At 60.7% G+C, this 22,091-nt stretch carries 15 protein-coding genes and 1 riboswitch; of the genes, 5 read left to right on the top strand and 10 right to left on the bottom strand.

Translation table 11 applies throughout. The annotated features are described in order from the left end of the window. Positions 1 to 5 precede the first annotated feature (5 nt). A riboswitch (yybP-ykoY riboswitch) is annotated at positions 6 to 183 on the bottom strand. From FG91_RS22115 to FG91_RS11625, 5 genes are all read right to left on the bottom strand, one after another. Next, a complete protein-coding gene (locus tag FG91_RS22115; RefSeq protein ID WP_037515101.1) occupies positions 162 to 383 on the bottom strand; it encodes a hypothetical protein in 222 nt (73 codons plus the stop codon). (Overlaps the previous riboswitch by 22 nt.) After that, positions 383 to 4,618, bottom strand: coding sequence for a translocation/assembly module TamB domain-containing protein (locus FG91_RS11640; protein WP_037515100.1), 4,236 nt, complete (start codon positions 4,616 to 4,618; stop codon positions 383 to 385). Before FG91_RS11640 ends, FG91_RS22115 begins: the two co-directional genes overlap by 1 nt. Then, on the bottom strand, positions 4,618 to 6,918 hold the full coding sequence (locus FG91_RS11635) for an autotransporter assembly complex protein TamA (protein ID WP_443027741.1): 2,301 nt from the start codon (positions 6,916 to 6,918) through the stop codon (positions 4,618 to 4,620). Before FG91_RS11635 ends, FG91_RS11640 begins: the two co-directional genes overlap by 1 nt. A 184-nt stretch (positions 6,919 to 7,102) precedes the next feature. After that, on the bottom strand, positions 7,103 to 8,305 hold the full coding sequence (locus FG91_RS11630; protein WP_235212018.1) for a nucleotide sugar dehydrogenase: 1,203 nt from the start codon (positions 8,303 to 8,305) through the stop codon (positions 7,103 to 7,105). 70 nt (positions 8,306 to 8,375) lie between these two features. After that, the gene (locus tag FG91_RS11625; protein WP_037515098.1) at positions 8,376 to 9,839 is read right to left on the bottom strand and encodes a protein adenylyltransferase SelO; all 1,464 of its coding nucleotides are present in this window, start codon (positions 9,837 to 9,839) and stop codon (positions 8,376 to 8,378) included. A gap of 371 nt (positions 9,840 to 10,210) precedes the next feature. On the opposite strand from FG91_RS11625, the gene FG91_RS11620 reads away from it, so the two are divergent. Genes FG91_RS11620 through FG91_RS11600 form a run of 5 tightly spaced genes read left to right on the top strand, consistent with a single transcriptional unit; the run spans position 10,211 to position 15,946 of the window. Continuing rightward, a complete protein-coding gene (locus FG91_RS11620; protein WP_081940556.1) occupies positions 10,211 to 11,239 on the top strand; it encodes a polysaccharide biosynthesis protein in 1,029 nt (342 codons plus the stop codon). After that, the gene (locus FG91_RS11615) at positions 11,227 to 12,375 is read left to right on the top strand and encodes a polysaccharide biosynthesis C-terminal domain-containing protein (protein WP_037515097.1); all 1,149 of its coding nucleotides are present in this window, start codon (positions 11,227 to 11,229) and stop codon (positions 12,373 to 12,375) included. Before FG91_RS11620 ends, FG91_RS11615 begins: the two co-directional genes overlap by 13 nt. Then, positions 12,372 to 13,526, top strand: a complete 1,155-nt coding sequence (wecB, locus tag FG91_RS11610) for a non-hydrolyzing UDP-N-acetylglucosamine 2-epimerase (protein ID WP_037515096.1) — start codon at positions 12,372 to 12,374, stop codon at positions 13,524 to 13,526. Before FG91_RS11615 ends, wecB begins: the two co-directional genes overlap by 4 nt. Positions 13,527 to 13,543: 17 nt before the next feature. Then, a complete protein-coding gene (locus tag FG91_RS11605; protein WP_037515095.1) occupies positions 13,544 to 14,749 on the top strand; it encodes a glycosyltransferase family 4 protein in 1,206 nt (401 codons plus the stop codon). Positions 14,750 to 14,770: 21 nt separating this feature from the next. Further along, complete coding sequence (locus FG91_RS11600) at positions 14,771 to 15,946, top strand: DegT/DnrJ/EryC1/StrS family aminotransferase (RefSeq protein ID WP_235212017.1); 1,176 nt, start codon at positions 14,771 to 14,773, stop codon at positions 15,944 to 15,946. On the opposite strand, the gene FG91_RS11595 is transcribed toward FG91_RS11600, so the two are convergent. The 5 genes from FG91_RS11595 to FG91_RS11575 all read right to left on the bottom strand — a co-directional run bounded on the left by FG91_RS11595 (position 15,943) and on the right by FG91_RS11575 (position 22,066). Continuing rightward, on the bottom strand, positions 15,943 to 17,271 hold the full coding sequence (locus tag FG91_RS11595) for an O-antigen ligase family protein (protein WP_037515092.1): 1,329 nt from the start codon (positions 17,269 to 17,271) through the stop codon (positions 15,943 to 15,945). The two genes, FG91_RS11600 and FG91_RS11595, sit on opposite strands and share 4 nt — an antisense overlap. Further along, the gene (locus tag FG91_RS11590; protein WP_152568095.1) at positions 17,268 to 18,383 is read right to left on the bottom strand and encodes a glycosyltransferase; all 1,116 of its coding nucleotides are present in this window, start codon (positions 18,381 to 18,383) and stop codon (positions 17,268 to 17,270) included. The genes FG91_RS11595 and FG91_RS11590 overlap by 4 nt, the downstream gene beginning before the upstream one ends. Before the next feature lie 119 nt (positions 18,384 to 18,502). After that, entirely contained in the window at positions 18,503 to 19,663 is a 1,161-nt protein-coding gene (locus FG91_RS11585; RefSeq protein WP_081940554.1) for a glycosyltransferase family 2 protein, read from the bottom strand. Between the two features lie 35 nt (positions 19,664 to 19,698). Next, complete coding sequence (locus FG91_RS11580; protein WP_081940553.1) at positions 19,699 to 21,189, bottom strand: oligosaccharide flippase family protein; 1,491 nt, start codon at positions 21,187 to 21,189, stop codon at positions 19,699 to 19,701. Positions 21,190 to 21,205: 16 nt separating this feature from the next. Further along, positions 21,206 to 22,066 (bottom strand): dTDP-4-dehydrorhamnose reductase family protein, encoded by an 861-nt coding sequence (locus FG91_RS11575; protein WP_037515087.1) that lies wholly within the window; start codon positions 22,064 to 22,066, stop codon positions 21,206 to 21,208. Positions 22,067 to 22,091: the final 25 nt, after the last annotated feature.

Below are 22,091 nucleotides of genomic sequence, written 5' to 3'. Positions count from 1 at the left end.
GGGCCGAGCGGCTTCGCGATTCCAATAGACATCGAACCCGCCGCCCGGCCCGGACGAAGGTCGATGCCATTGGTCTCGCCCAAGCGGTCTCCCGCTTCCACCGCACCACGACCTCTCGGCCGAGTATGTTGACACGGTGGCCCGTCGCGAACGACGGCTGGCTACTCCCCAGATGACGGAGGCGCGTTAGACGGCTTGGCCGCGGGTTGCAAGCCTTCCGATGCGGCCGCGGCGGCTGCGTCGGATTTCGCGATGTCGGCATCCATCGCCTTCGCGCGCGCCTCGATCTCCTTCGCGGCCTTGTCGTAGCGTTCCTCGAAACGCGGCTCGTCCTTGCACGCCGCGAGCAGCAGCAACGGAACGAGCAGGACGGCGGCGCGCATCAATAATCCTTGCGGTAACGGATACTGAGGTTCGATCCGCCCGATCCGCCCGCCTGGCTGAGCAGCGACAGCGCCGGAGTCAGGCTGATTTCGAGCTGCGTCGCGGTATAGCCGCGCGCGTCGGTGATCACCTCTAGATAAATGTCCTTTGTGATATATTGCCCGGCCGCCAGCGCGGCGCCGCGCCCGACTGTATCGTCGGGACCGAGCACGCGCAGCCGGTCGATCCCGGTCGCCGACTGAAGCGAGCCGAGCGGGCTTAAACCCCCGCCCCCGCTGCTCAGCGTGTTGAGCGACGAGGCGAGTTGCACCGCCTGCAGCGGCGACAGCGTTGTGATCGAATCGCCGAACAGGATGCGCGAGACGATTTCGTCCTGCGGCAGGCCGGGAACGCTCGAGAAGGCGATCTGCGGATTGCTCGCGCGGCCCGTCACGCTGATGCTCACCGTCACGGTCTCGATCGTATCGCTCGCGAGCAGGCGGATCGCGGGGTCGAAGGCTTCGCCCGTCGGGAAGGTCACCCGGCCCTCCTGAAGCTCGAACGAGCGGCCCGCAAAGCCGAGCGTGCCGCGGACCAGCTCGATTTCGCCGGTGACGCGTGGATCCTGCGTCGTGCCGCGCAGCACGACATCGGCCTTCCATTCGGATTCGAGCCCCATGCCGCTGACATAGATTTCGTCGGGCGCTTTCAGCGCGATATCGAGGCGGATGAGGTCGAACAGGCTGCCGCCGACCGCTTGGAGCCCGTCGCCGCTGATCCGCTGGCGTCCCGCGGGCGGCTTGCGCCGCACCCCGGTGAGCACCGGCACCTGCGCCGCGCCCTCGCGAATGATGCGATAGCGCGTTTCGGGGAGGCGGAGGCTTCCCGACAGGAGCGCGGTCTGTCCCGCGACCTTTTCGAGCGTCAGATTGCCCGTCGCGCGCGCGGCGATATTTTCGCTCTTGGCGAGGCGCGCATTGTCGAGCGTCGCCGAGATATTCATCGGATAGCCGTCGGCCGAGGCGAGGCTGATAAAGCCCTTGGCCTGAACGGTGCCGTCGCCGGCGGTCGCGGTGAGCTGCTCGATCTCCAGCCGGTTGCCGGTGAAGCGCCCGTTCACGACCATATTGGTCAGCCGCGTGCCATAGGTCTGATTTTCATAGACCATGTCCTTGCCGCGAACGACGCCCTCCAGGCACGGATCGGATACGCTGCAGCTGAAATCGGCAGCGACCGCGATCGGGCCCGACACATGCTGTGTGGCGGGGCCGAAGAAGGAGTAGAGCGTGTCGGCGGGACCGTTGTAGCGGATGCCGCCGCCCAGCGGCGCCGCCATCAGCCGTTCGGTCCAGCCGCCCGCGCCGGGGCCGAGCGGACGCAGCGACGCCTGCAGGCGCCCGATCACGCTGCCGCGCTTGCGCATCACCGCGCGCGCTTCGCCGCCATCGGCGAGCAGCTTTCCTGCGAAATTGACGTCGACCGGCTGGCTGACCGACGCCGCGGTCGTGCGCGTGAAGTCGGTGATCGTCAGCCGCGCATCGGCGCGCGGGAAGCTGTCCGAATTGGCCTGCTCGAAATCGATGCTGCCCGTCGCGCGGCCGCCGAGCCCCATGTCGGGATAGACGGCGTTAAGGATCGCCATGTTGACGCGTTCGAGCCGGCTCTGGAGCATGATGCCGTCGCCGAAGCGCCCCGCAATCCGCGCGCGGCTGCCGCGGCCGAGGGTGATATTCGTCGGCAAAAGTTCATAGCCGTCGGCGCCGGGAATGATGCGCGCGGGCGTCGTCGTGCGGAAATTGATACCGGTCGCACGCCCCTGCACCGCGGCGCGCCAGAGCTTGGGCTGGAGGTCGGCGTTGGCGGCGATGCGGAACGGCACGCCGCTGGTGCCCTCGACCAGCGCCTGCGCGCGACCGGCACCGCCTCGATAGTCGATCTTCACGCGTCCGACCGCGATGTCATAGTCGCGGATCTGCGTGTCGGCGATCTGGATATCGGCGACAATATGCGGCGTGTCATAGAGCGTGATGTCGGCATCGACGATCGCCGAGCCGACCGCGAGTTTCGCGGCGCCGGGGAGCACGACATCGTTCGCGCGGACGTTGATCGCGGCGGCCTGATATTTTCCAGCGGCGGTCAGGCGGACGAGACCGCCAAGCCCCTGCCCCGACGCGTTGAGCTGGCCGACGAAGGGCCCGGCGTCGCTCTTCACCAATCGCCCATTGAAACCGATCCCCGACAGGTCGCCGCGTTCGACATCGATGGTGAGCGGTCCTGACGCGGTGAGCAGCACGACGTCGGCAGACAGCGGGCCATAATCGGTGTCGCCGGTCGCCGCGAGGCGATAGCCGTTTTTCGCGCCGTTGATCTTTGCCACCAGATTGGCGAGCCCGATGCCGAGTCCCGGACGCGCGGCGGTGACCACCGCGCGCGGGTCGGTGATCGTCCCGGCAAGCTGGACCCCCACAGGGCCATAGTCGGTCGAATTCGCCCGCGCCGTCAGCCGGATCTGCCCGTTCGGCGCATAGCTGCCCTGCCCGCCGGTGACCCGCAGGCGCGGCGCCGACATCCGCAAATTGGCGAAGCGGATCATGCCATCGGTACCATAGCGAACATCGCTCGACGCGGTCGCATTGCCGCCGAGAAAATCGCGCACGCCCGAGTTGAACAGCTTGGTCGAGCGCGCGCGGACGCGGCCGACGATCTCGAACCCGCCGCGCGGCGCGGTCTTCAGATCGGCGTCGGTGTCGATGTCGAAGATGCCGACGCTTTCGATGCGATAATCGTTGATCCGCCCGTCGATCGCGCCGGTGTAGAAGCCCTTATTGAGGTCGGCGATGATGATCGCCTTCGCATCGATGCGCGGCGAGCGCAGGCGCAGATTGTCGCTGAGGATGCGGCCATTGCTGTACGCAAGGTCGCCGTCGAGCCGCACCTGCACCAGCGTCCCGCCCGCGACGGTATCGAGCCCGCGGATGCGCACGGCGCGGCCCGCGACGGGGATGACGATCTGGTCGGCGTCGACGCGTGCCTTGCCCGCGAGGCTGATCCCTTCGACGACGATGTCGTTGAACGCGAGGCTGTTGGCATCGGCGCGATAATCAACTGTCGGCAGCGCGAAGGCACCGTCGAGCCTCGCGGTGGCGCGCAGCCCATTGGCGCGCACCGCCGGCGCGATCGCACTCGGGCGGAGGATATTGGCCGCGAGTTTCAGCCCTTCATAGCGGCTGTTGCCAAGGTCGATGCCGCCGCTGATCCCGAGCTGCGCGGCATCGGAGGACAGCCGCCCGTCGATCGCGGCCTTGCGCTCCTGAAGCCGTGCGGTCAGGTCGATCGCGGTCTCGGTGCCCAATATCTCGGTTATCGGCCCGGCCAGCAACCGCGACGCCTGCGCCGTCCCTTTCGCCGTGAAGGTGCCGTCGCGCCCCGTCAGCGCGACACGCGCGAGCGGCGCGGCGCCGAGGTTCGCGGTCAGTTTGCCGTTCCACAACTTCCAGTCGCCGCGCCCGTCGAGCTTCGCTGTCAACGTTTCTTTGAACCCGCCCATCGCCGCGAGCACGCCGCCCTGAGGCGCCGTGAGGTCGAGCTTGACCCCGAACCGATTCGCTTCGGGCACCGCGTCGAGCACCAGTTTCAGTACATCGCCTTGTCCGCCGCCGCCCGCGATCGTTTCGGCATTGGCGGTGACCTGCGCGCGGCGGTCGGCGATCGCGATCTTGCCGTTCAATTTCGCGACCTGGCGCTCGCCCGCCACCGGAGGCTCGAAGACGAAACGATCGACACGCACCAGCCCGACGTCGATATCGAGATCGGGGAGCAGCGGCTCGCCAGTGTCGGGAACCACCTTGAACTCGGGTAGCTTGCGCATCGTCATGGTCGCGGCGGTCGCCGAACGGACATCGACATGGTTCGCGAGATAGCGGATCGGCCGCCAGTCGACCCTGACCTCGGGCGACGCGAGGAACACACCCTTGGGGTCCGACAACGTGAAATTGCGGATGATCATCTGGCCATAAAGCGACCCGTCGAGCCGGCCGATGCCGATCTTCATCCCATTTTCGAATTCATATTTCTCGATCTGGGTGACGACGAAACGCCGTCCGGCGTCGCTGTTGAGTCCGACGAGAAACAGCGCAAACAGCAGCACAAGCCCCAGAAGGGTCAGCCCGATCCAGCGCAATATGGTCAGCGGCCACGAACGCGAGGCTTTCGCCGGTGCGGCTCCGTCTTCGGCAAAGGGCGCGTCGTCGGCCATCAGAACGCCTGCCCGATCGAAACATAGACGCTGACGCGCGCCTCACCCGGCTTGCGCCCGATCGGGGTCGCGATGTCGAACCGCATCGGGCCGAAGTTGGTGTAGTAACGCGCGCCGATGCCGGCACCGAAGCGCAGATTCTGGAAGGTTGGCGCCGAGGAACGATAAACTTGCCCGGCGTCGACAAAGCCGACGACGCCGAAATTGCCGAAGCGATAGCGTGCCTCGAACGCCGCCTCGGCGACGCTGCGGCCGCCGATCGGGTCGTTGTTCGGATCCTTTGGCCCGAGCTCCTGATAACCGAAGCCGCGCACCGAGCCGCCGCCGCCCGCGTAAAAGCGCCGCGACGGCGCCAGCCGCTCGCGCGCCGCACCGAGGATCGATCCGACACGCACGCGGCCCGCAACCACGATGCTGTCGGTCACCGGATAATAGCCGCTGACGTCGGTCCTGAGGCGCGCATAAGGCGAGAAACGCCCGGCGAGCGAACCTTCGGGCTGGATGAGCGACGTGATGCGAAAACCCTTCGTCGGGTCGAGCAAGCTGTCGGTGCGGTCCATCCCGACCTGCCCCGTTAGCCCGAGGATGGTATAGAAATCATACGAGCGTTCGCCCGTCGTGAAATCATAATCATCCTCGCGCGTCGCGATCAGCTCGGCGCCATAGGCGTAGGTGAATTTCTTCTGCCAGATCGGCGTCGAATCATAGCTGACTCGCGCCGCCACGCGGCCGGTGATCGCATTGAACGCCTTGTAATCGCTGCGCGTCGCCTCGGCGACGAGTTCGAAGGTACGGTCGCGGCGCCCCGCGTTCGAACGGCGCAGCGTCGCGCCGAGCCCTTGCTCCTGCGTCCCGATCACACCGCGGAAGGTCAGCGCGCCTTCGGGTGGCAGCAGGTTGCGGTGCGTCCAGCTGCCTTCCAGCCTTATGCCCTCGCCCGTCCCATAACCCGCGCTCGCCGCCAGCGTGCGGGGCGGGCCGGCCTGCTGCGTCACTAGCATCGTCACATATTCGGTATCGTCACCCGCGCTTTCGCCCGTCAGCTGCGGCTCGGCGGCGACGGTCGCGAACAGCCCCGTTGCGACCAGCGCCTGCCGAAGGTCGTCGACCATGCGGCTGTCGTAAAGGTCGCCGCGCTTGAAACGCGCCAGAACCTCGACATGCTCGGCATCGAACGCCAGGTCGCCCGTTGTCTCGACCCCGCCAAAGCGCGACCGTTTCCCGATATCGACCGGCAAGGTGTAGACGCCGTCGCCCGTCGCGCCGTCGAGCAAAATGTCGCGCTGCCCGACCTTGGCGAAGGGATAGCCTTCCTGCGGCAACTTGAGCGCAATCGCGGCTTCGGCGCCCTGGATCCGCTGCGCAACGATCGGTTCGCCGACCGCGAGCGGGAAATTGTCGGCGATCAGGTTCGGCGGAATCGTTGGCGCGGCGTTGATGATGATATCGGCCAGCGTGTAACGCTTGCCCGGCTTTACATCGATGACGGCAGTGATCGACCGGCGCTGGCCTTGCTGGCCCTCCTGCCCTTTCTCGCGCTCGCCGCGGTCGATACGCGTATCGACGACCGCGTCATAATAGCCCTCGGACGCGAGGATGCGGTGCATCAGCTCGCCATCGGCCGTCAGGCGCGCACGGATCATCGCCGCATTGTCGGCCTTGCCGTCGCCGTCGTAGAGCGCCGACAAGTCGCCGAACAGATCGGCGAGGTCGACATCGGTGCTATCGTCGGCGGCGTCCAGCCCGTTGAGCTTGACGGTATAGGCAACGCTGACATTATCCTTGTCGTCCTCGGCCTCGGCGAACTGGACCGGTTCGACGTCGAAATTTTCGAGCGGCGGCAGCGGGGCCGCAAGCTCGCTATCGCTTATGGGAGCGTCGCCGATCGCCTCGACAGTGTCCCCATCGGCCAGCGCCGGCACGGGAACGCCATCCACCTGCGGCGGCTGCGTTTCGACCGTCGCTTCTGCCGAGCCCTCGGCGGCCGGTTTTGCGCCTTTCGCGGCCTCGGCCGCCTGGCGCTTTTCGAAATCGGCGATCGATTCCAGCGGACGGTCGAGCTCGGCGTCGTCCTCGGCCCTGATCGGCGGGATCGCCTTCTCGAACTCCTCATCCTCGATGATCGGCGCCACTTCGGGCAGCACGGCATCGGGCGGCGGCGGCGATGGCGCCGCGATCGGGTCGGTCTTGGTGGCTTCGACGGTCGGGACTACCTTCGGCGGTTCGACTTGCTGCGCATGGGCAGCGCCGGCCCAGGCGAGGCAGAGAAAGGACGATGCTGCGATCAATAGCGGCCGCATCCGCGAGGAACGGCGGCCTGACGATATACAGGAATTTTCAGATTTTTTCATCTGCTGGCCACCGATGCGCACTTGTGGCTTGCGAGATATGGCTGTGCAACCCGTTTCTCCCCATTTGACAAGCTAACTCTCCGACAATGGGACAGTTCCCGGCGACGCGGCGAGTTGCGGCGAGGAAGAAAAGTCAGGAATCGGCGCCGAACAGGTCGCGGCTGTAAACCTTGTCCGCGACATCGGCGAGGTCGTCGGTCACGCGGTTCGCGATGATGACGTCGGCTTCGGCCTTGAATGCGGCAAGGTCGCGAATCACGCGCGAGTTGAACAGGCGATCCTCCTCGACCAGAGGTTCATAGACGATCACCTCGATGCCCTTGGCCTTCACGCGCTTCATCACGCCCAATATGCTGCTGGCGCGAAAATTGTCCGATCCCGCCTTCATCGCGAGGCGGTGGATGCCGACGACGCGTGGGGCTCGCTTGATGACTTCGGACGCGATGAAATCCTTGCGCGTCGTGTTCGACGACACGATCGCCTGGATCAGATTCTGCGGCACTTCCTGATAGTTGGCGAGCATCTGCTTGGTGTCCTTGGGCAGGCAATAGCCGCCATAGCCAAAGGATGGGTTGTTGTAGAATTGCCCGATACGGGGGTCGAGGCACACCCCCTCGATCACCTGGCGCGAGTCCACGCCGTGCGAGGCGGCATAGGTATCGAGCTCGTTGAAGAAGGCGACGCGCATCGCAAGGTAGGTGTTGGCGAACAGCTTGATCGCCTCGGCCTCGGTATTGCCCGTCTGCAATATCGCCGCATCGGGCTTGAGCGACCCTTCGAGCAACAGGCGCGCGAATTCCGCCGCGCGCGGATGCGTGTTGCCGACGATGATGCGCGAGGGATGGAGATTGTCGTAGAGCGCGCGCCCCTCGCGCAGGAATTCGGGCGAAAAGACGATCGTGTCGCTGCCATGCTCGGCGCGCATCCGCTCGGTGAAGCCCACCGGCACGGTCGATTTGACGATGATCAGCGCGCCCGGCGCCTTCACCAGCGCATCGGCGATCACGCTTTCGACCGTCCGCGTGTTAAAATAATTGGTGTCGGGATCATAGTCGGTCGGCGTCGCAACGATGACGAAGGCCGCACCCGAATAGGCGGCATCGCGGTCGGTCGTCGCGATCAGGTTCAGCGGCTTGTTCGCGAGATAATCCTCGATCTCCGGATCGGCGATCGGCGATTGCTTCGCATTGATCTGCTCGACCTTGCGCGCATCGATGTCGAGCGCGATCACTTCGTTGCGCTGCGCCAGCAAAACGGCGTTGGAAATACCGACATAGCCCGTGCCGACGACTGTGATTTTGACGGACGGCGCCTGCGGCACATTTGCTGGGGGCAATGACTTATCCTCTGATCGATGTGGCGCCGTCCCTAGCAATTGCGGCGCAGCGGCTCAACCGTGGCCGGCGTCAGGTGCCGCAGAAGGTCTTGTACGGGCCGGCGTCGGCCGGGGCCGGCGCGGCAAACCGTTCGTGCCCCGGACGAAGGGTATAGGGGTCGCGCACGACCTCGAGCAGTTCGAGCCACGGCGCAATATCGCCCGCCTCGGCGGCGTCCAGCGCCGCTTCGACCAGATGATTGCGCGGGATGTAGAGCGGGTTGACCGCGTCCATCGCGGCGGCATGTTCCAGCGGCCCGGTCGCCCCATGCGCGATCCGCTCCCACCACAGGGCGATCCACGGCGCCATCGCGTCGGGGGCGGGAAGTAGGCTTTCGAGCATCGCGCCATCGCCGCGCAGCAGCATCGCGAGCGCCCGGAAGAAGGAGGTGAAATCCACCTCCTGTTCTTCGAGTTCGTCGAAGAGCGTGTCGATCAACTCGCCGTCGTCGACGCCATCACCACCCAGCCCCAGTTTTTCGCGAACCCGCGTGTGCCATATCGCGCGAAAACGGACGGGAATCGCATCGACCAGTGCCTTTGCCGCGTCGACATCGGCGGGCGACACCCGGTGGATCGCGGGCAGCAAGGCCTCGGCAAAGCGCGCCATGTTCCAGTGCAATATCTGCGGCTGGCGGCCATAGGCATAGCGGCCGTTAGCGTCGATCGAACTGAACACCGTGTTCACCGCAAAGCGATCCATGAAGGCGCACGGCCCATAGTCGATCGTCTCGCCACTGATCGCGACATTGTCGGTGTTCATCACGCCGTGGATGAAGCCGACGCCAAGCCACTGCGCGACCAGTTCGCATTGCAGGCCGATGACGCGATCAAGCAGCGCGAGCGACGGATTGGCGGATTCGGCCAGGTCGGGGAAATGGCGGCGAATGCTGTAATCGGCGAGCTGGACGACGTGATCGGCGCCGAAATGCGCAGCAAAAAACTGGAAGGTGCCGACGCGGATGTGGCTGCTCGCGATGCGCGTCAGCACCGCGCCGGGATGCGCGCGCTCGCGCTGTACGCGGTCCCCCGTCGCAACGGCGGCGAGCGCACGCGTCGTCGGAACGCCCATCGCGGCCATCGCTTCCGAAACCAGAAATTCGCGCAGCACCGGGCCGATCGCGGCCTTGCCGTCGCCATTGCGCGAAAAGGCGGTCGGCCCGGATCCTTTCAGCTGCACGTCGAAGCGCGCACCGTCGGGGGCGACGATTTCGCCCAGAAGCAGGGCACGGCCGTCGCCAAGCTGCGGCGAAAAATGCCCGAACTGATGACCGGCGTAGGCAAATGCAAGCGGCTTGGCGCCCTCGGGTGTCTCATCGCCCGAAAAGATGCGCGCAAGCTGATCGTCAGTTGTTCCGGCGGCCGCGATGCCGAGCCGCCTGGCCAGCGTGTGATTGAAGATCAGGAGTTTGGGCGTGGAAGGCTTCGTCGCCTCTGCGGGCGCGTAAAACCCCTCCATGGAATCGTGAAAGCCGTTGTCGAATGCGAAATTCATACGCCCTATTCTAGCGTTGACGTCATGAACGCAAGGGGCTGGGAGCTCGAAGCCAAGCCCGCTCACCATCTGGCTCGTGTTTCATTCTAGCAGCGCGAAGATTTCGACGCCATTCCGCGCCAATGGACAAAAACGATAAACTACGCGGCGGCAGATAGCGCACGGCACTCGACACAGGACCTCTCAGGCAATATATTTCGTAAAATTCGTAATTATTTCTGATATTAACATCTTCCGGACGCCGCTCCCGAGTGAAATGATTTAAGCGACACAAGGCGAAATTGGGGGTAGCCTGTTTTCGCAGTCGCGCTAAAGGGCCTCACTTGTCCCATAATTTGCCCGCGCAACATACACCGAAGGAGTCCATATCATTGCCCCAAGGCGACAGCCCGCTCCTGATTACCGGTGGCACCGGGTCCTTCGGCAAGACGATTCTGCGCGAACTGCTTCACTCCAGCGAGCGCGAAATTCGGGTTCTTAGCCGCGACGAAGAAAAGCAGGATGCTCTGCGCAACGAATTGCGCGACCCCCGTGTTCGCTTCTTCATTGGCGACATTCGCGACCGCACCAGCGTCGACCGCGCCGTTAAAGGCGTTGGCGCAATCTTTCACGCCGCCGCGCTGAAACAGGTGCCATCGTGCGAATTCTTCCCGCTTGAAGCTGTTCGGACGAACGTTCTCGGTTCGGAAAATGTCATTCGCTCGGCGATCGAGAATCAGGTTGAAAGCTTGGTGTGCCTCTCCACTGACAAGGCGGTTCATCCGATCAATGCCATGGGGATATCGAAGGCGATGATGGAAAAGCTGGCGCATGCTGCGGCGCGCGAGGTCGGGACCGACGCCGCGACGACGATCAGTTGCGTTCGCTATGGCAACGTCATGTATTCGCGCGGTTCCGTAATCCCGTTGTTCATAGCGCAGATCAAGGCTGGACGCCCGATCACCGTCACCGAACCCGAGATGACGCGTTTCCTGATGCCGCTGCGCGACAGCGTGGAACTGGTTCGCTTTGCTTTTGCCAACGCGCGTCAGGGCGATCTGTTCATCCGCAAGGCACCGGCGGCGACGATCGCCGATCTGATAGCGGCGCTGAAGGATCTGTTCGGGGTTCCCGATCATCCCGTACAGGTCATCGGATGGCGCCACGCGGAAAAGCTAGCCGAAACACTGGCAAGCGCCCAGGAGCTGTCGACCGCCGAGGATCTGGGAGACTATTGGCGTATCCAGCTTGATAGCCGCGACCTCAACTATTCAGCTTATTTCAGCGAGGGTGATGACTTGAGCCCGCAGTTGGAGGATTTTCATTCGCATAATGCCGAGCGGCTGGACGTTGAAGGCGTCAAGCAGCTACTTCTGACGCTCGCTGAGATCCGAAGCGAACTCGATTCATGGGCACGGTGACGGGCCGAAAAATCGTTGTAACTGGCGCTGCGGGCCTCCTCGGATGGCACGCAGCGGCGAGGCTTCACGCCGCCAACTGCATGGCCCGTTACCGGAGCGAGCCTGAGCCCTATGATCTGTCTTTGCTGACCCATGAGGTCTTTGGCGACGACACGAAACGCGACGCAGCAATATCGGGAGCCGAAGTCATCCTGCATTTTGCGGGCGTGAACCGCGGTGACGAAACCGAGGTTGAGGCAGCCAACCCGGCAATCGCGCGACAGCTTGCGAAGAGCATCCTGCGGACTGACGCAAAGCCGCAAGTCGTCTATGCGAATAGTACGCACGCCGAATATGATACGCCCTATGGACGCTCGAAGCGCGGCGCCGCGGAGATATTGGAACGCGCAGCATCGGGTTTCACAAACCTTATCCTGCCGCATATTTTCGGCGAATGCGCCCGGCCATTCTATAACAATGTCACGGCCACGCTGATCGAACAGATATGGCGCGGAGACGAGCCCAGCATTAATCCTGAAGGAAAGGTTTCACTGCTCCACGCCGGTCAAGCAGCTAGCATCGCGATCAGTCACGGGCTAGCAAGACGCTCGGAGACGGTTAAGCCCGCAGGCCGCGACATGGCGGTAACGGCGCTGTACGAAAAGTTGATTGCCTTTCACAACGCTTATCAGTCAAATATTTTTCCCGACCTCACCGACCCGTTCGACCTTGCCCTGTTCAATAGCTATCGAACTGGCGGCTATCCGCATCATTATCCGATGCAGCTGAAGCTCAACAGCGACGCTCGGGGCGGATTGTTCGAATCGTCAAAATCGCTCGCGGGATCGCAAACCTTCCTTTCGACAACCCTGCCCGGGCAGCGCCGCGGCGACCATTTCCATACCGATTTGATCGAACGTTTCCTGGTGGTTTCGGGGAGTGCGACCATCCGCATTCGCAAGGTGCTGACCGACACCGTTCACAGTTTCAACGTGTCGGGTGATGAACCGGTCGCAATCGACATGCCGCCGCTCCACACCCATCATATCGAAAACACCGGCACCGGCGATGTCGTAACGTTTTTCTGGGCGCATCGCCTGTTCGACCCGACCAATCCCGATACATTTGCAGACCCCGTCATAGAGAAGTCCACATGAGCAAGCTAAAGGTGATGACCGTTCTGGGCACGCGTCCCGAAATTATTCGCTTGTCGCGGGTAATGGCGATGCTCGACACCTATACCGATCATCGCATCGTCCATACGGGACAAAATTGGGACTATGAATTAAACGAGATATTCTTCAGCGATCTGGAGGTCCGCAAGCCGGATCATTTCCTCGGCATCGATACCAGCAGCTTGGGTGCGGTACTCGGCGGCATCCTGATCGGAACCGAAAAGGTGCTGAAAGAAGATCGCCCGGACGCTCTGCTGGTTCTCGGCGACACGAACAGCGCCATTTCAGCCATCATGGCGCGTCGGATGAAAATCCCGGTATATCATATGGAAGCCGGCAATCGTTGTTTCGATCGCAACGTTCCCGAAGAAACCAACCGGCGGATGGTCGACCATATCAGCGACTTCAACCTGGTCTATACCGAGCATGCGCGACGTCATCTGCTCAGCGAAGGCATGCAGCATCGCCGTATCTATCTGACCGGATCGCCGATGCGAGAAGTGCTCGACCACTATCGTCCACGCATTGAAAAATCTGACATTCTTTCGCAGCTGGGCCTTCAGCCGGGACGGTATTTTATCGTTTCGATGCACCGTGAGGAAAATGTCGACAGCCGCGAGAGGCTCACCGCCCTCACGGGCACACTGAATCGCTTGGCCGAGCAACATGACATGCCTGTCATCGTGTCGACCCACCCGCGCACGCGCAACCGGCTCGACGCATTGGCCGGTATCACGCTCGATGCGCGCGTTCAGTATATGAAGCCCTTTGGCTTTCACGATTACAATCACCTGCAAATGAAAGCATTTTGCGCGATCTCGGACAGCGGTACGATCGCTGAAGAAAGCTCGGTCCTCGACTTCCCGGCTATCACACCACGCGACGCCATCGAGCGCCCTGAAGCGATGGACACCGGCAACATAATCATCACGGGAATGGACGAAGATGCGATCGTGAATGGTGTCGAGGCTGCGACGGCGATTCATGCCGCGCGTTTAGCGGCAGGAACGCCGGCCATTATTCCGGATGACTATCAGGTGTCCAACACCGCGGAGCGCGTGGTCAAGCTGATCCTCGGTACCGCGCGACTGTCGAACGGGTGGGACGGCATTCGCATGCATGATTATATCTGATCCGGCAGCCGAGCCCAATGCATATCCTTTATGTTACCCAGTGGTTTCAGCCCGAACCGGCATTCAAGGGCATCGATTTCGCCACAGCGCTCGCCGCTTCAGGTCATGAGGTTGAGGTTGCCACCGGTTTTCCTAACTATCCGGGCGGAAAGCTCTACACGGGACATAAAATCCGCCCTTATCGTCAAGAGACGATGGACGGGATTAAAGTTCACCGGCTGTTTCTCTATCCGTCTCACGACCAGTCATCGGTCGGGCGCGCATTAAATTATCTGAGCTTCTTTCTGTCAGTCCTAATTTTTGGCCTGCTCCGCGGGCGCCGATATGACGCCATATATGTTTATCATCCTCCGATCACGCCGGGACTGGCAGTTGCTCTGTTCACCCGGCTTTACAGACAAAGGTTCATTATCGAGATCCAGGATCTGTGGCCCGACAGCGTCGGCGCGTCGGGAATGGCCAACGGACGGGTCATGCGGGTCCTCGGGTGGCTCTGCAACTTCGTCTATCGCAAGGCCGACCATATCGTGCCCCAATCCGACGGAATGCGCGCGCGGCTGATCGAGCGAGGAGTGCCCGAGGCAAAGCTAAGCCGTATCTATAATTGGGCGACCTATGTGCCTGCGGCGGAAAACTCATCACCTGAGATCCCGGCGGGGTTCGCGGGCCACCTCAACATCGTATATGGCGGCAATCTTGGACAGGCTCAGTCGCTTGACAGCCTGATCGACGCGTTGGACATTGCGCGCCGCGCCGCCCCTTCCCTGCGCCTCCACCTGTTCGGCGACGGCATCGAGCGCGAACATCTCGCACGGCGCGCCGCCGACCGATCCGACGGCGACCTGATCCTTCATGGCCCCGTCTCGCGCGACCGAATGGACCGGATTTTTGACGCCGCCGATATATTGGCCGTCCATCTGAAGGACGACCCCCTCTATACGATCACCATTCCGTCGAAGACGCAGCACTATCTCGCTTGCGGCAAGCCAATTATCGCCGGGTTGGCGGGCGAAGCAGCCGGAATATTGCTGCGGTCGGGCGGTGCGATTGTCTGTGCGCCTGACGATGTCGCCGCGATGGCGGCGGGACTCGAGCGCCTTGCAGCCATGAGCAGCGAGGGCCGGCAAGCAATGGGACGGCGTGCCCGCGCCTGTTATGATGAATTTTTCGACATGGACCGCGCAGTCGAAAAAACCTTGCAACTGATCGCTGGTCAGAGCTGAAAGCCAGATACGGAGCGAATGATGACGATGAGCAGGGCCAAATGGCCGAGCTATGACGAGGAAGAAGTTGCCGCTGTCGCCGCGACGCTGGCTTCGGGCAAGGTCAACTATTGGACGGGCACAGAGGGCCGCGAATTCGAGCGCGAGTTTGCGGCATGGGCCGGAACCTCACGGGCGATCGCGCTCGCCAACGGTACGCTGGCACTCGACCTCGCCCTGAAGGCACTCGGCATCGGGCCGGGCGATGAAGTGATTGTTACTCCACGCACATTCATAGCGTCCATTTCGTGCGTCGTGAATGCGGGAGCGACACCGATATTCGCTGATGTTGACGGCGACAGCGGCAATATCTCGCCCACAACGATTGCCGCGGTCCTGACCAGCCGTACCCGCGCGATCATTCCCGTACACCTCGCTGGCTGGCCCTGCGACATGGACGGCATCATGGCGATTGCTGAACCGCGCGGGATCAAAGTGATCGAGGATTGCGCCCAGGCCCATGGCGCTCGGGTCGGCGCGCGCGCGGTCGGTTCCATCGGGCATGTCGGCGCATGGTCCTTCTGTCAGGACAAGATCATGACGACGGGCGGTGAAGGAGGCATGGTGACGACCGACGATGAGGCGCTTTGGTCGGCGATGTGGTCGTTCAAGGATCATGGGAAAAGCTGGCAAGCGGTCTACGAACGTGAGCATCCTCCAGGCTTCCGCTGGGTTCACGAAAGCTTTGGCACAAACTGGCGCATGCTGGAGATGCAGGCAGTGATTGGCCGAATCCAGTTGGCGCGCATGGCGGACTGGACGGCGCGGCGCACCGCTATTGCCCGGCATTTTGCGGATGTGCTGGCCGAATTTCCCGAACTCGTTCGAGTGCCGATGCCGCCATCCGGCTTCACTCACGCCTATTACCGTTTCTATGGCTATGTTCGGCCTGAAGCTTTACCCGCCGACTGGTCACGCGACCGGATCGTCGCGGAAATGTCTGCACGCGGAGTGGGGATAATGCACGGATCCTGTTCGGAAGCTTATCTGGAGAAGGCTTTTGACGGCACGCCCTGGCGCCCTGTTCAATCGTTGTCGGTCGCGCGTCAGTTGGGCGACACCAGCATCATGTTCTTAACCCACCCTACGATGGACGATACGGAAGTCGCGGCTCAGTGCGATGCGGTGCGGCAGGTACTCGCTAGCATTACATCCTAAGCTGGTGTCGCGTCGCCGATGGCACGCCCCATATCGCGGCGTCCGCGGTCGGAGCCAGCGTCGCCTTCCTGCGGGCCATTACCGGCTTGATGGGCGCGAAACGCGCCCAAAGCCGAGGTCGACGACAGCACTCCCAGCAGGCCCCACAAGATTGTGGCTTGACCGATTGTCCCAGAGAACTGGATGGACACGACTTGCTGTATAACAAGCAGCGCCAGCCAACCGAATTGGGGAATATTGCGGAAAATATGATAACAAACGTACATCGCCAATGCCATGACGCTCAACAGCAGGAAGCCACCGATCAATCCGGTCGACATGAACGCTTCAATTATCAGGTTATGCGGATATCCACCGAACACGGGGTCTTCCATCCCGTAGCCGGTTAAAGGAAATCGCATGAACTGGGCCCAGGCAGACGCATAAAGGTCGATGCGTGCCAGGGTATTGACCTCATCAAACTGCGATTGGCCCAACAAGCGATCGTAAATCTGCGTTCCTGCCAGTTGGTCAACGAAGCCTACAATCGGAACGAAAGCGACGGCAGCAAACAGCATTATCGCGATGAGACCGAATTTTCCGCGTAGTTTCGACGCCGCGATCGCGAATAATACGGCGGCAACCAAACTGACCAACGGACCACGCGAATTGGCAACGAGCGCAAGGTAGAGGCCGATCAGCCCTCCCACTGCGAAGAGGGCGATGTAATAGAGTTTGCGCTCGCCCGCTGGGCGAAGGAAGGCGCCCCAGATGCATAGGAGAAGCAACTGGACGCCAAGATGGCCAAGCGAAATGGGATTTAGGGCGTTCAACGCCGCGCGGCCGCCCTCATAACCGCCGTAATCGGTATCTACGAATGTCGAAATATTGGGAACAGCAAGGGCCGCGGCGATGAAAACAAACGCGAAGCACCAGAGAAAATATTTCGGGGCATCGGCCGCATTATAGCGCGCGCGCGAAAGCCCGATGAGGGGGACAACACAGCCCCCGATAGCCCATAACCAATAGCTTGAGGGCTCAGCTGTCAAAATATAGCTCTCGATCAACGTGTCGTTTGTCATACGGATCAAATACAGCACCCAGAAAAGGGCAGCTGTCGTCAACAACCACCACCTGGCACGCCCCTTGGCCCAAGTCAGCGAAATGACGAACAGAAGCCCGCATACAAGCGCCGAAAGTCCGCGAATCCCGATCGACAGCGGCGTGCTCGATACGTCGATCGCCTGCGAAAGTGCGGCGACGAGCGGAAAGCCCGCGACAACTGACGCAAGAGCGAATGCCTGAAGAACCGAGACGGCCCTCGATGTCTCGGCCGCATGCTTCATCGCCCGTCACCCAGTCGGTCGATCAACGCGAGAACACGGTCCGTCATACCCTGCGTATTATACAATTCATCGGCGCGACGCCGGGCTTCTTCCGACCAACGGTTCAGCAAGCCGGTGTCGTCGATGATTGCCGCGATCTTGTCGACCAGATCTGCACTATCGTCCTTTGCAAAAGCCGCACCGGTCGAGTTCGCGCTGAAAGCCGTAATCTCGGGCCCGTTGCCCCAGCGGTCGTCGTTGATCACCGCAGGTAAACCATAGGCCATGGCGTGGATCAGGCTCAATCCCACAGCGCCCGGAAACACGAAAATTCGACACTGGTTCGCGACCTTGGCGATCACATTTTCGTCCGACGTGCCGCCGTGCCAGATTACCGCATCCTCGACTCCGAGTTTGCGCGCCAGAACCTCAAGATCCGCCCGCGCCGGCCCGTCACCGACAATATGCAACCGCACGCCTGCCAAGCGCGAATCGGCCAGCGCGTTAATGACCATTTCCGCCTGGCATTTCGCCTGCAGACGTCCGATGAGCAGCATGTCGCGTGGCCGGCCTTCCGCCCGATAGGGATTTCGCACCGAAATGATCGGATCGACGTTGATGCCATTGTTAACCGCGCTGATGGGGCGGCGATCGTTGTGGCCAAACCCCGCCCGATATTCGTCTATTTCCTGATCCGTATAGAAAAGAACCGCGTGAACTAGCTTCATGAGCATCATGCGCACGTAGAATCGATGGCTCTTTGAGGTGCTGCTCCAATAATGTCCGAACCAGACGGTCTTGATGCCGCGCAACCGCGCCTTGACCAGAAGCGTCAACGTCGAGACCGTCCGAGGGCCGCCGCACACAATCAAGGTGTCTCCGCGCTGCATCCGGATCTTCATCACGCCGGGCTGCCATTCGATGACGCCGGGGATGATCGGTTGCATCAATCCGACGGGGCGTTCCCAGTTGAATGGTTTCGAATGTTGAGTGAGGGCCCCCATATCCGTGGGAGAATAATATAGAGCAAATCGCTGCCCGAGCTGCTTTGCCATCCGATCGAAAAAATCGATCCGATACGCAGGCAGAGCAGGCTGGCAGAAGATAACGCGGGGCGCGGTTTCAAGATTCACAATATATTACAATCTATTATCGTACGAAACACTCAGATATGCCGCGAGATCGCTTCGTATAAATCTCTCTCGTCACATATGCAACTCAAGCTGAATAGCGCCCCGCCATCCTACCGTGGCTACCAATCTTTTTGCGCGGACAAGTGCGATACCAAATCGTCGATACCCGAGAAGGAACGCCGTCGCGACCGCACGATGGAATTGCGCCATACGCTGCCGAAGAAGGCCCGCGCGCGCAACGCCGTCATCCCCACCACGCCAACCGCCACCCTGACAGCCATGGCAGCACCGAAGTTCGGATTTTGGCGCATGGCGGAAAAAATATGGCGGCGGTACTCAGCCCTATCGAAGACGAGGCATGCAGCATAAAGTCGATGAAAAGCGAATTCGGGCAATGCCCGATCCGTGGCATCCTCGGCTGCTGCAATCGCCGATTGGGCGTAAATAGTGTGCCCGGACCAGTAACGCGGGATCGCAACCGGCCAGCGGTCGATAATGCCCGGCGGCAAATGCGGCTGATCCTCGATGGCGCCATGATGCTTGCCAGCCGACCCCGCACCGCCACCGCTTTTTCGGGAATGGCCGGAAATTATTACAGCGCGGGGATCATAGATCAAGGCGTCGACGCAGTAGCTCAATCCAACCGCGTTCGCCATGTCCGGACTGCCACCCGGAAAATAGCTTCCCGTCCGCGCAAGAAGCCGATCGAGCGCAGTTCGGCTGACAACGCCGTGGTACAGCCTCGGAAGCAAACCCAGCCCTCTGACCGTCGCATCGGAGAACACCTCCGCAACCTGTTCGACCGCGTCCAATTTTTTGGCGAACGGGAGTTTCCGACGTGTCGGTAGAATCTGCCCGCCCACGTCGCCCCACAACCAATGTTGCAACCCCGGCCACGAATAGGATCTGACCGAAGTCAGGATCGCATCGACACCATTTGCATGTGCGCTTTCCACGATCTGCAGCGCAGGTTCTATCAGAATGCCGTCGTCGTCGCCGAGGCCACAGAGATAAATGCCACGCGAATGGACGATCGCACGAGTGAAATTCTCGTGCATGTTCATCCTGTCCGGGGAATGGAAATAGCGAATCCGCGCGTCGGCCAAATCCGCGATCGCCTCGCCCAGGCTGTCGTCATCCGAATTGTCATGCAGGATCAGTTCGAACGATCGCGCGGCTGACGCGCAAAGACTGCGAGCCAAGCTGATCGCGCAATCTCCTCTATTTCGTGTCGGCACCACGATGGAGAGCAGCGGAACGTCATCGGAAATAGTTGACATGAAACGATCTATAGATTGCAGGATTGGTGCGGCGTCTAAGGCAGCGATGGTGAAGAAGCAAGACCGCGACCAGCGAGCGCGGGCAAGATAGCACGAACGAATACGCCCATAACGATCAGGCACACCACGCCGGTCAAAGCAACCGTAATGTAGGGATTCACCGTCAGCAGTCCCGCCAGCCACTGGCCCGCAAAAACGGTCGCCAGCCCCAGCGCGGTCGGCAAGCTTATGCACTGGATGACCCACTGCATTCGCCGCGTGCTCCACGCTCTCCGGTTCACTACAAAACCGATCGCGATGAAATTTATCAGATTGAGCAAAATCCACGGCAAAGGCGCGCCGACCATGCCGAAGCGGACGACACTGATATAACTGAGAGGGGCGGTAAGCAGCATTGCAACGATCGCCAGAACCAGGATAATCCGAGCCTCGCCGCGCGCCAGGCTGAGGTAATATGGCACGATTTGCAGCCCGTAAAACAGGCTGCCCAACGCCAGCAGGCTAACGACCGTCGGCAGGCCTGGTGGCAATGATTGTCCATGCATCCAGATCGTCAGAATTTCGGGCGAGAGCATGAACAGCCCGCCCGCGAGGAGCGACACCGTCATCGCGGTAAGCCCCGAAAAATAAGCGTACAGCTCCCGCGCCGGCAATAATTCATGTCTTGCCAGCAATTCGGTGAGCCGCGGGTAAAATGCGATGGCGATCGGCATCGTCAGCGCAACGGGGAGTTGGGCCAACGTGCTCGCAGCAGCGTAAAACCCGAAATCGGATACCGAAAACAGCCCGCTAACGACAAGCTTGTCGATCTGGGTATTGATCGTGGATATCAACGAGATCAAAATCATACTGCCGGCGAAGGCCAAAACCGGCCGCATCGACGAAAATTTATAGCGCCCGAGCGAAAATATGGGGCGCTCGATCGTCCGAAAAAGCAATATTCTGAATATTATCGAAAAAGCGATTGTTACTCCAAGTTGCCATACAAAAAAAACGACCGGATCGCGATGTATCATTAAGACCGGAATGATGAATGCCGATCGTATCAATATGTATATCGATTGCGCGACATTGCTGGAAATTTGCTTTTGTAGACCGATCAGACCGGCCGAGTAAAAGGTCATCATGATTTGCGGAATGATTGTAGCGGCCATCAACCGAAGGCACGTCTCAACCGTCGAAGTATCGATAACATCAATTTGATTTAGCCAGCGATCTGCAATCATCGGTGCAAAAATTATTATCAAGATTGATATCGAGATGGTCGTGCACAGAAGAATGATTTCCATCGTCGAAAAGGTATCGAACAGCGCATCCCTGTCTTTCTCGGATGCCGCTTGCCGCGAAAAGGTGCTGGATAGGCCCACATCAGCCAATGATGCGAACGTCAGGAGAATGGTATAAAACGCAATTAGAGCGTATGATTCTGCACCAAGAATAGAGATATATATAGGAACAAAAATATATATAGATGCCATAAGCCATGTACGGCCAGCATAATTCGCAATAATATTTCTATATATCATTATATATTCTAGATCTTTAAAGATTCCCAAGCTGGCGTAACGCCGATATCATATCGGGCCATCCGGGAGATTTATATCCGGTTGCATTCAAAAAACGCGTAGCGTCAAGCGTTCGGTCCCTCGTGACGCTGGCGTCTTCCTCGATCGGAATGTCATGTTCGTAATATTTTGAAAGCAATCGGAGCAACTCGAATTTGCTGATCGGCGCTCCTGCGACGTGATAAATTCCCTGAAGATCACTATTGGGAAGAACATCATCTCGGATAATGTTCGCGAGTTCCAGCGTGGTAAGCCCTGAATAGAGCCATTGGCTGTACCCTTTGATTGCAGCGTCCTGCCGCAAAAACCATGACAGCAAGCCTGCGCCGGCATTCAATTCGGGTCCGATGATCGACGTTCGCAAGTTGACGACATGTCGCCCTACGGGCTCGCCAACCAACTTTGCGGCGCCGTAGACATCCTCCGGATCAGGTCGATCATCTTCCCGATATGCCCCTCTCTGACCAGAGAAGACGCCATCGGAACTGATATGACACAGACGAATGCCCATTGGACCAGCCAGGTTCGCAAGTTGATGCGGCCAAAGCGCGTTGACCCGCACGAAGTCGATTGTGGTGGCCGGGGTCAACCCGGAAGGACGCATCGCAGCCGCATTGACGACGACTCGAGGCGCGATTTCTTCCAGAAGCCGGCCGATACGCGCCTCGTCTGTAACGGCAACATTTTCGATAATATGCCGATGATATCCGGATAGCTGCGGGTAATCGTCCAAAGTCCCCCGGACGGTCGCGAAAACTTCGTATCGTGGATCGAGCGCGAGCACCCTCGTCAACATATGCCCGAGCATACCCGTCGCGCCGAATATGACTACACGCATGCGCAAGGGCCCGAATGTTTCATCA

Source organism: Sphingopyxis sp. LC81 (assembly GCF_000756375.1).
GTDB lineage: Bacteria > Pseudomonadota > Alphaproteobacteria > Sphingomonadales > Sphingomonadaceae > Sphingopyxis.
This window is presented reverse-complemented; position numbering and strand designations above follow the sequence as displayed.

Bases quoted from the DNA above. Each gene is read 5' to 3' on its own strand.
- FG91_RS22115 (WP_037515101.1), bottom strand. From the start codon at position 383: ATGCGCGCCGCCGTCCTGCTCGTTCCGTTGCTGCTGCTCGCGGCGTGC.
- FG91_RS11640 (WP_037515100.1), bottom strand. From the start codon at position 4,618: ATGGCCGACGACGCGCCCTTTGCCGAAGACGGAGCCGCACCGGCGAAA.
- FG91_RS11635 (WP_443027741.1), bottom strand. From the start codon at position 6,918: ATGCGGCCGCTATTGATCGCAGCATCGTCCTTTCTCTGCCTCGCCTGG.
- FG91_RS11625 (WP_037515098.1), bottom strand. From the start codon at position 9,839: ATGAATTTCGCATTCGACAACGGCTTTCACGATTCCATGGAGGGGTTT.
- FG91_RS11615 (WP_037515097.1), top strand. From the start codon at position 11,227: ATGGGCACGGTGACGGGCCGAAAAATCGTTGTAACTGGCGCTGCGGGC.
- wecB (WP_037515096.1), top strand. From the start codon at position 12,372: ATGAGCAAGCTAAAGGTGATGACCGTTCTGGGCACGCGTCCCGAAATT.
- FG91_RS11605 (WP_037515095.1), top strand. From the start codon at position 13,544: ATGCATATCCTTTATGTTACCCAGTGGTTTCAGCCCGAACCGGCATTC.
- FG91_RS11600 (WP_235212017.1), top strand. From the start codon at position 14,771: ATGACGATGAGCAGGGCCAAATGGCCGAGCTATGACGAGGAAGAAGTT.
- FG91_RS11595 (WP_037515092.1), bottom strand. From the start codon at position 17,271: ATGAAGCATGCGGCCGAGACATCGAGGGCCGTCTCGGTTCTTCAGGCA.
- FG91_RS11585 (WP_081940554.1), bottom strand. From the start codon at position 19,663: ATGTCAACTATTTCCGATGACGTTCCGCTGCTCTCCATCGTGGTGCCG.
- FG91_RS11580 (WP_081940553.1), bottom strand. From the start codon at position 21,189: ATGATATATAGAAATATTATTGCGAATTATGCTGGCCGTACATGGCTT.
- FG91_RS11575 (WP_037515087.1), bottom strand. From the start codon at position 22,066: ATGCGTGTAGTCATATTCGGCGCGACGGGTATGCTCGGGCATATGTTG.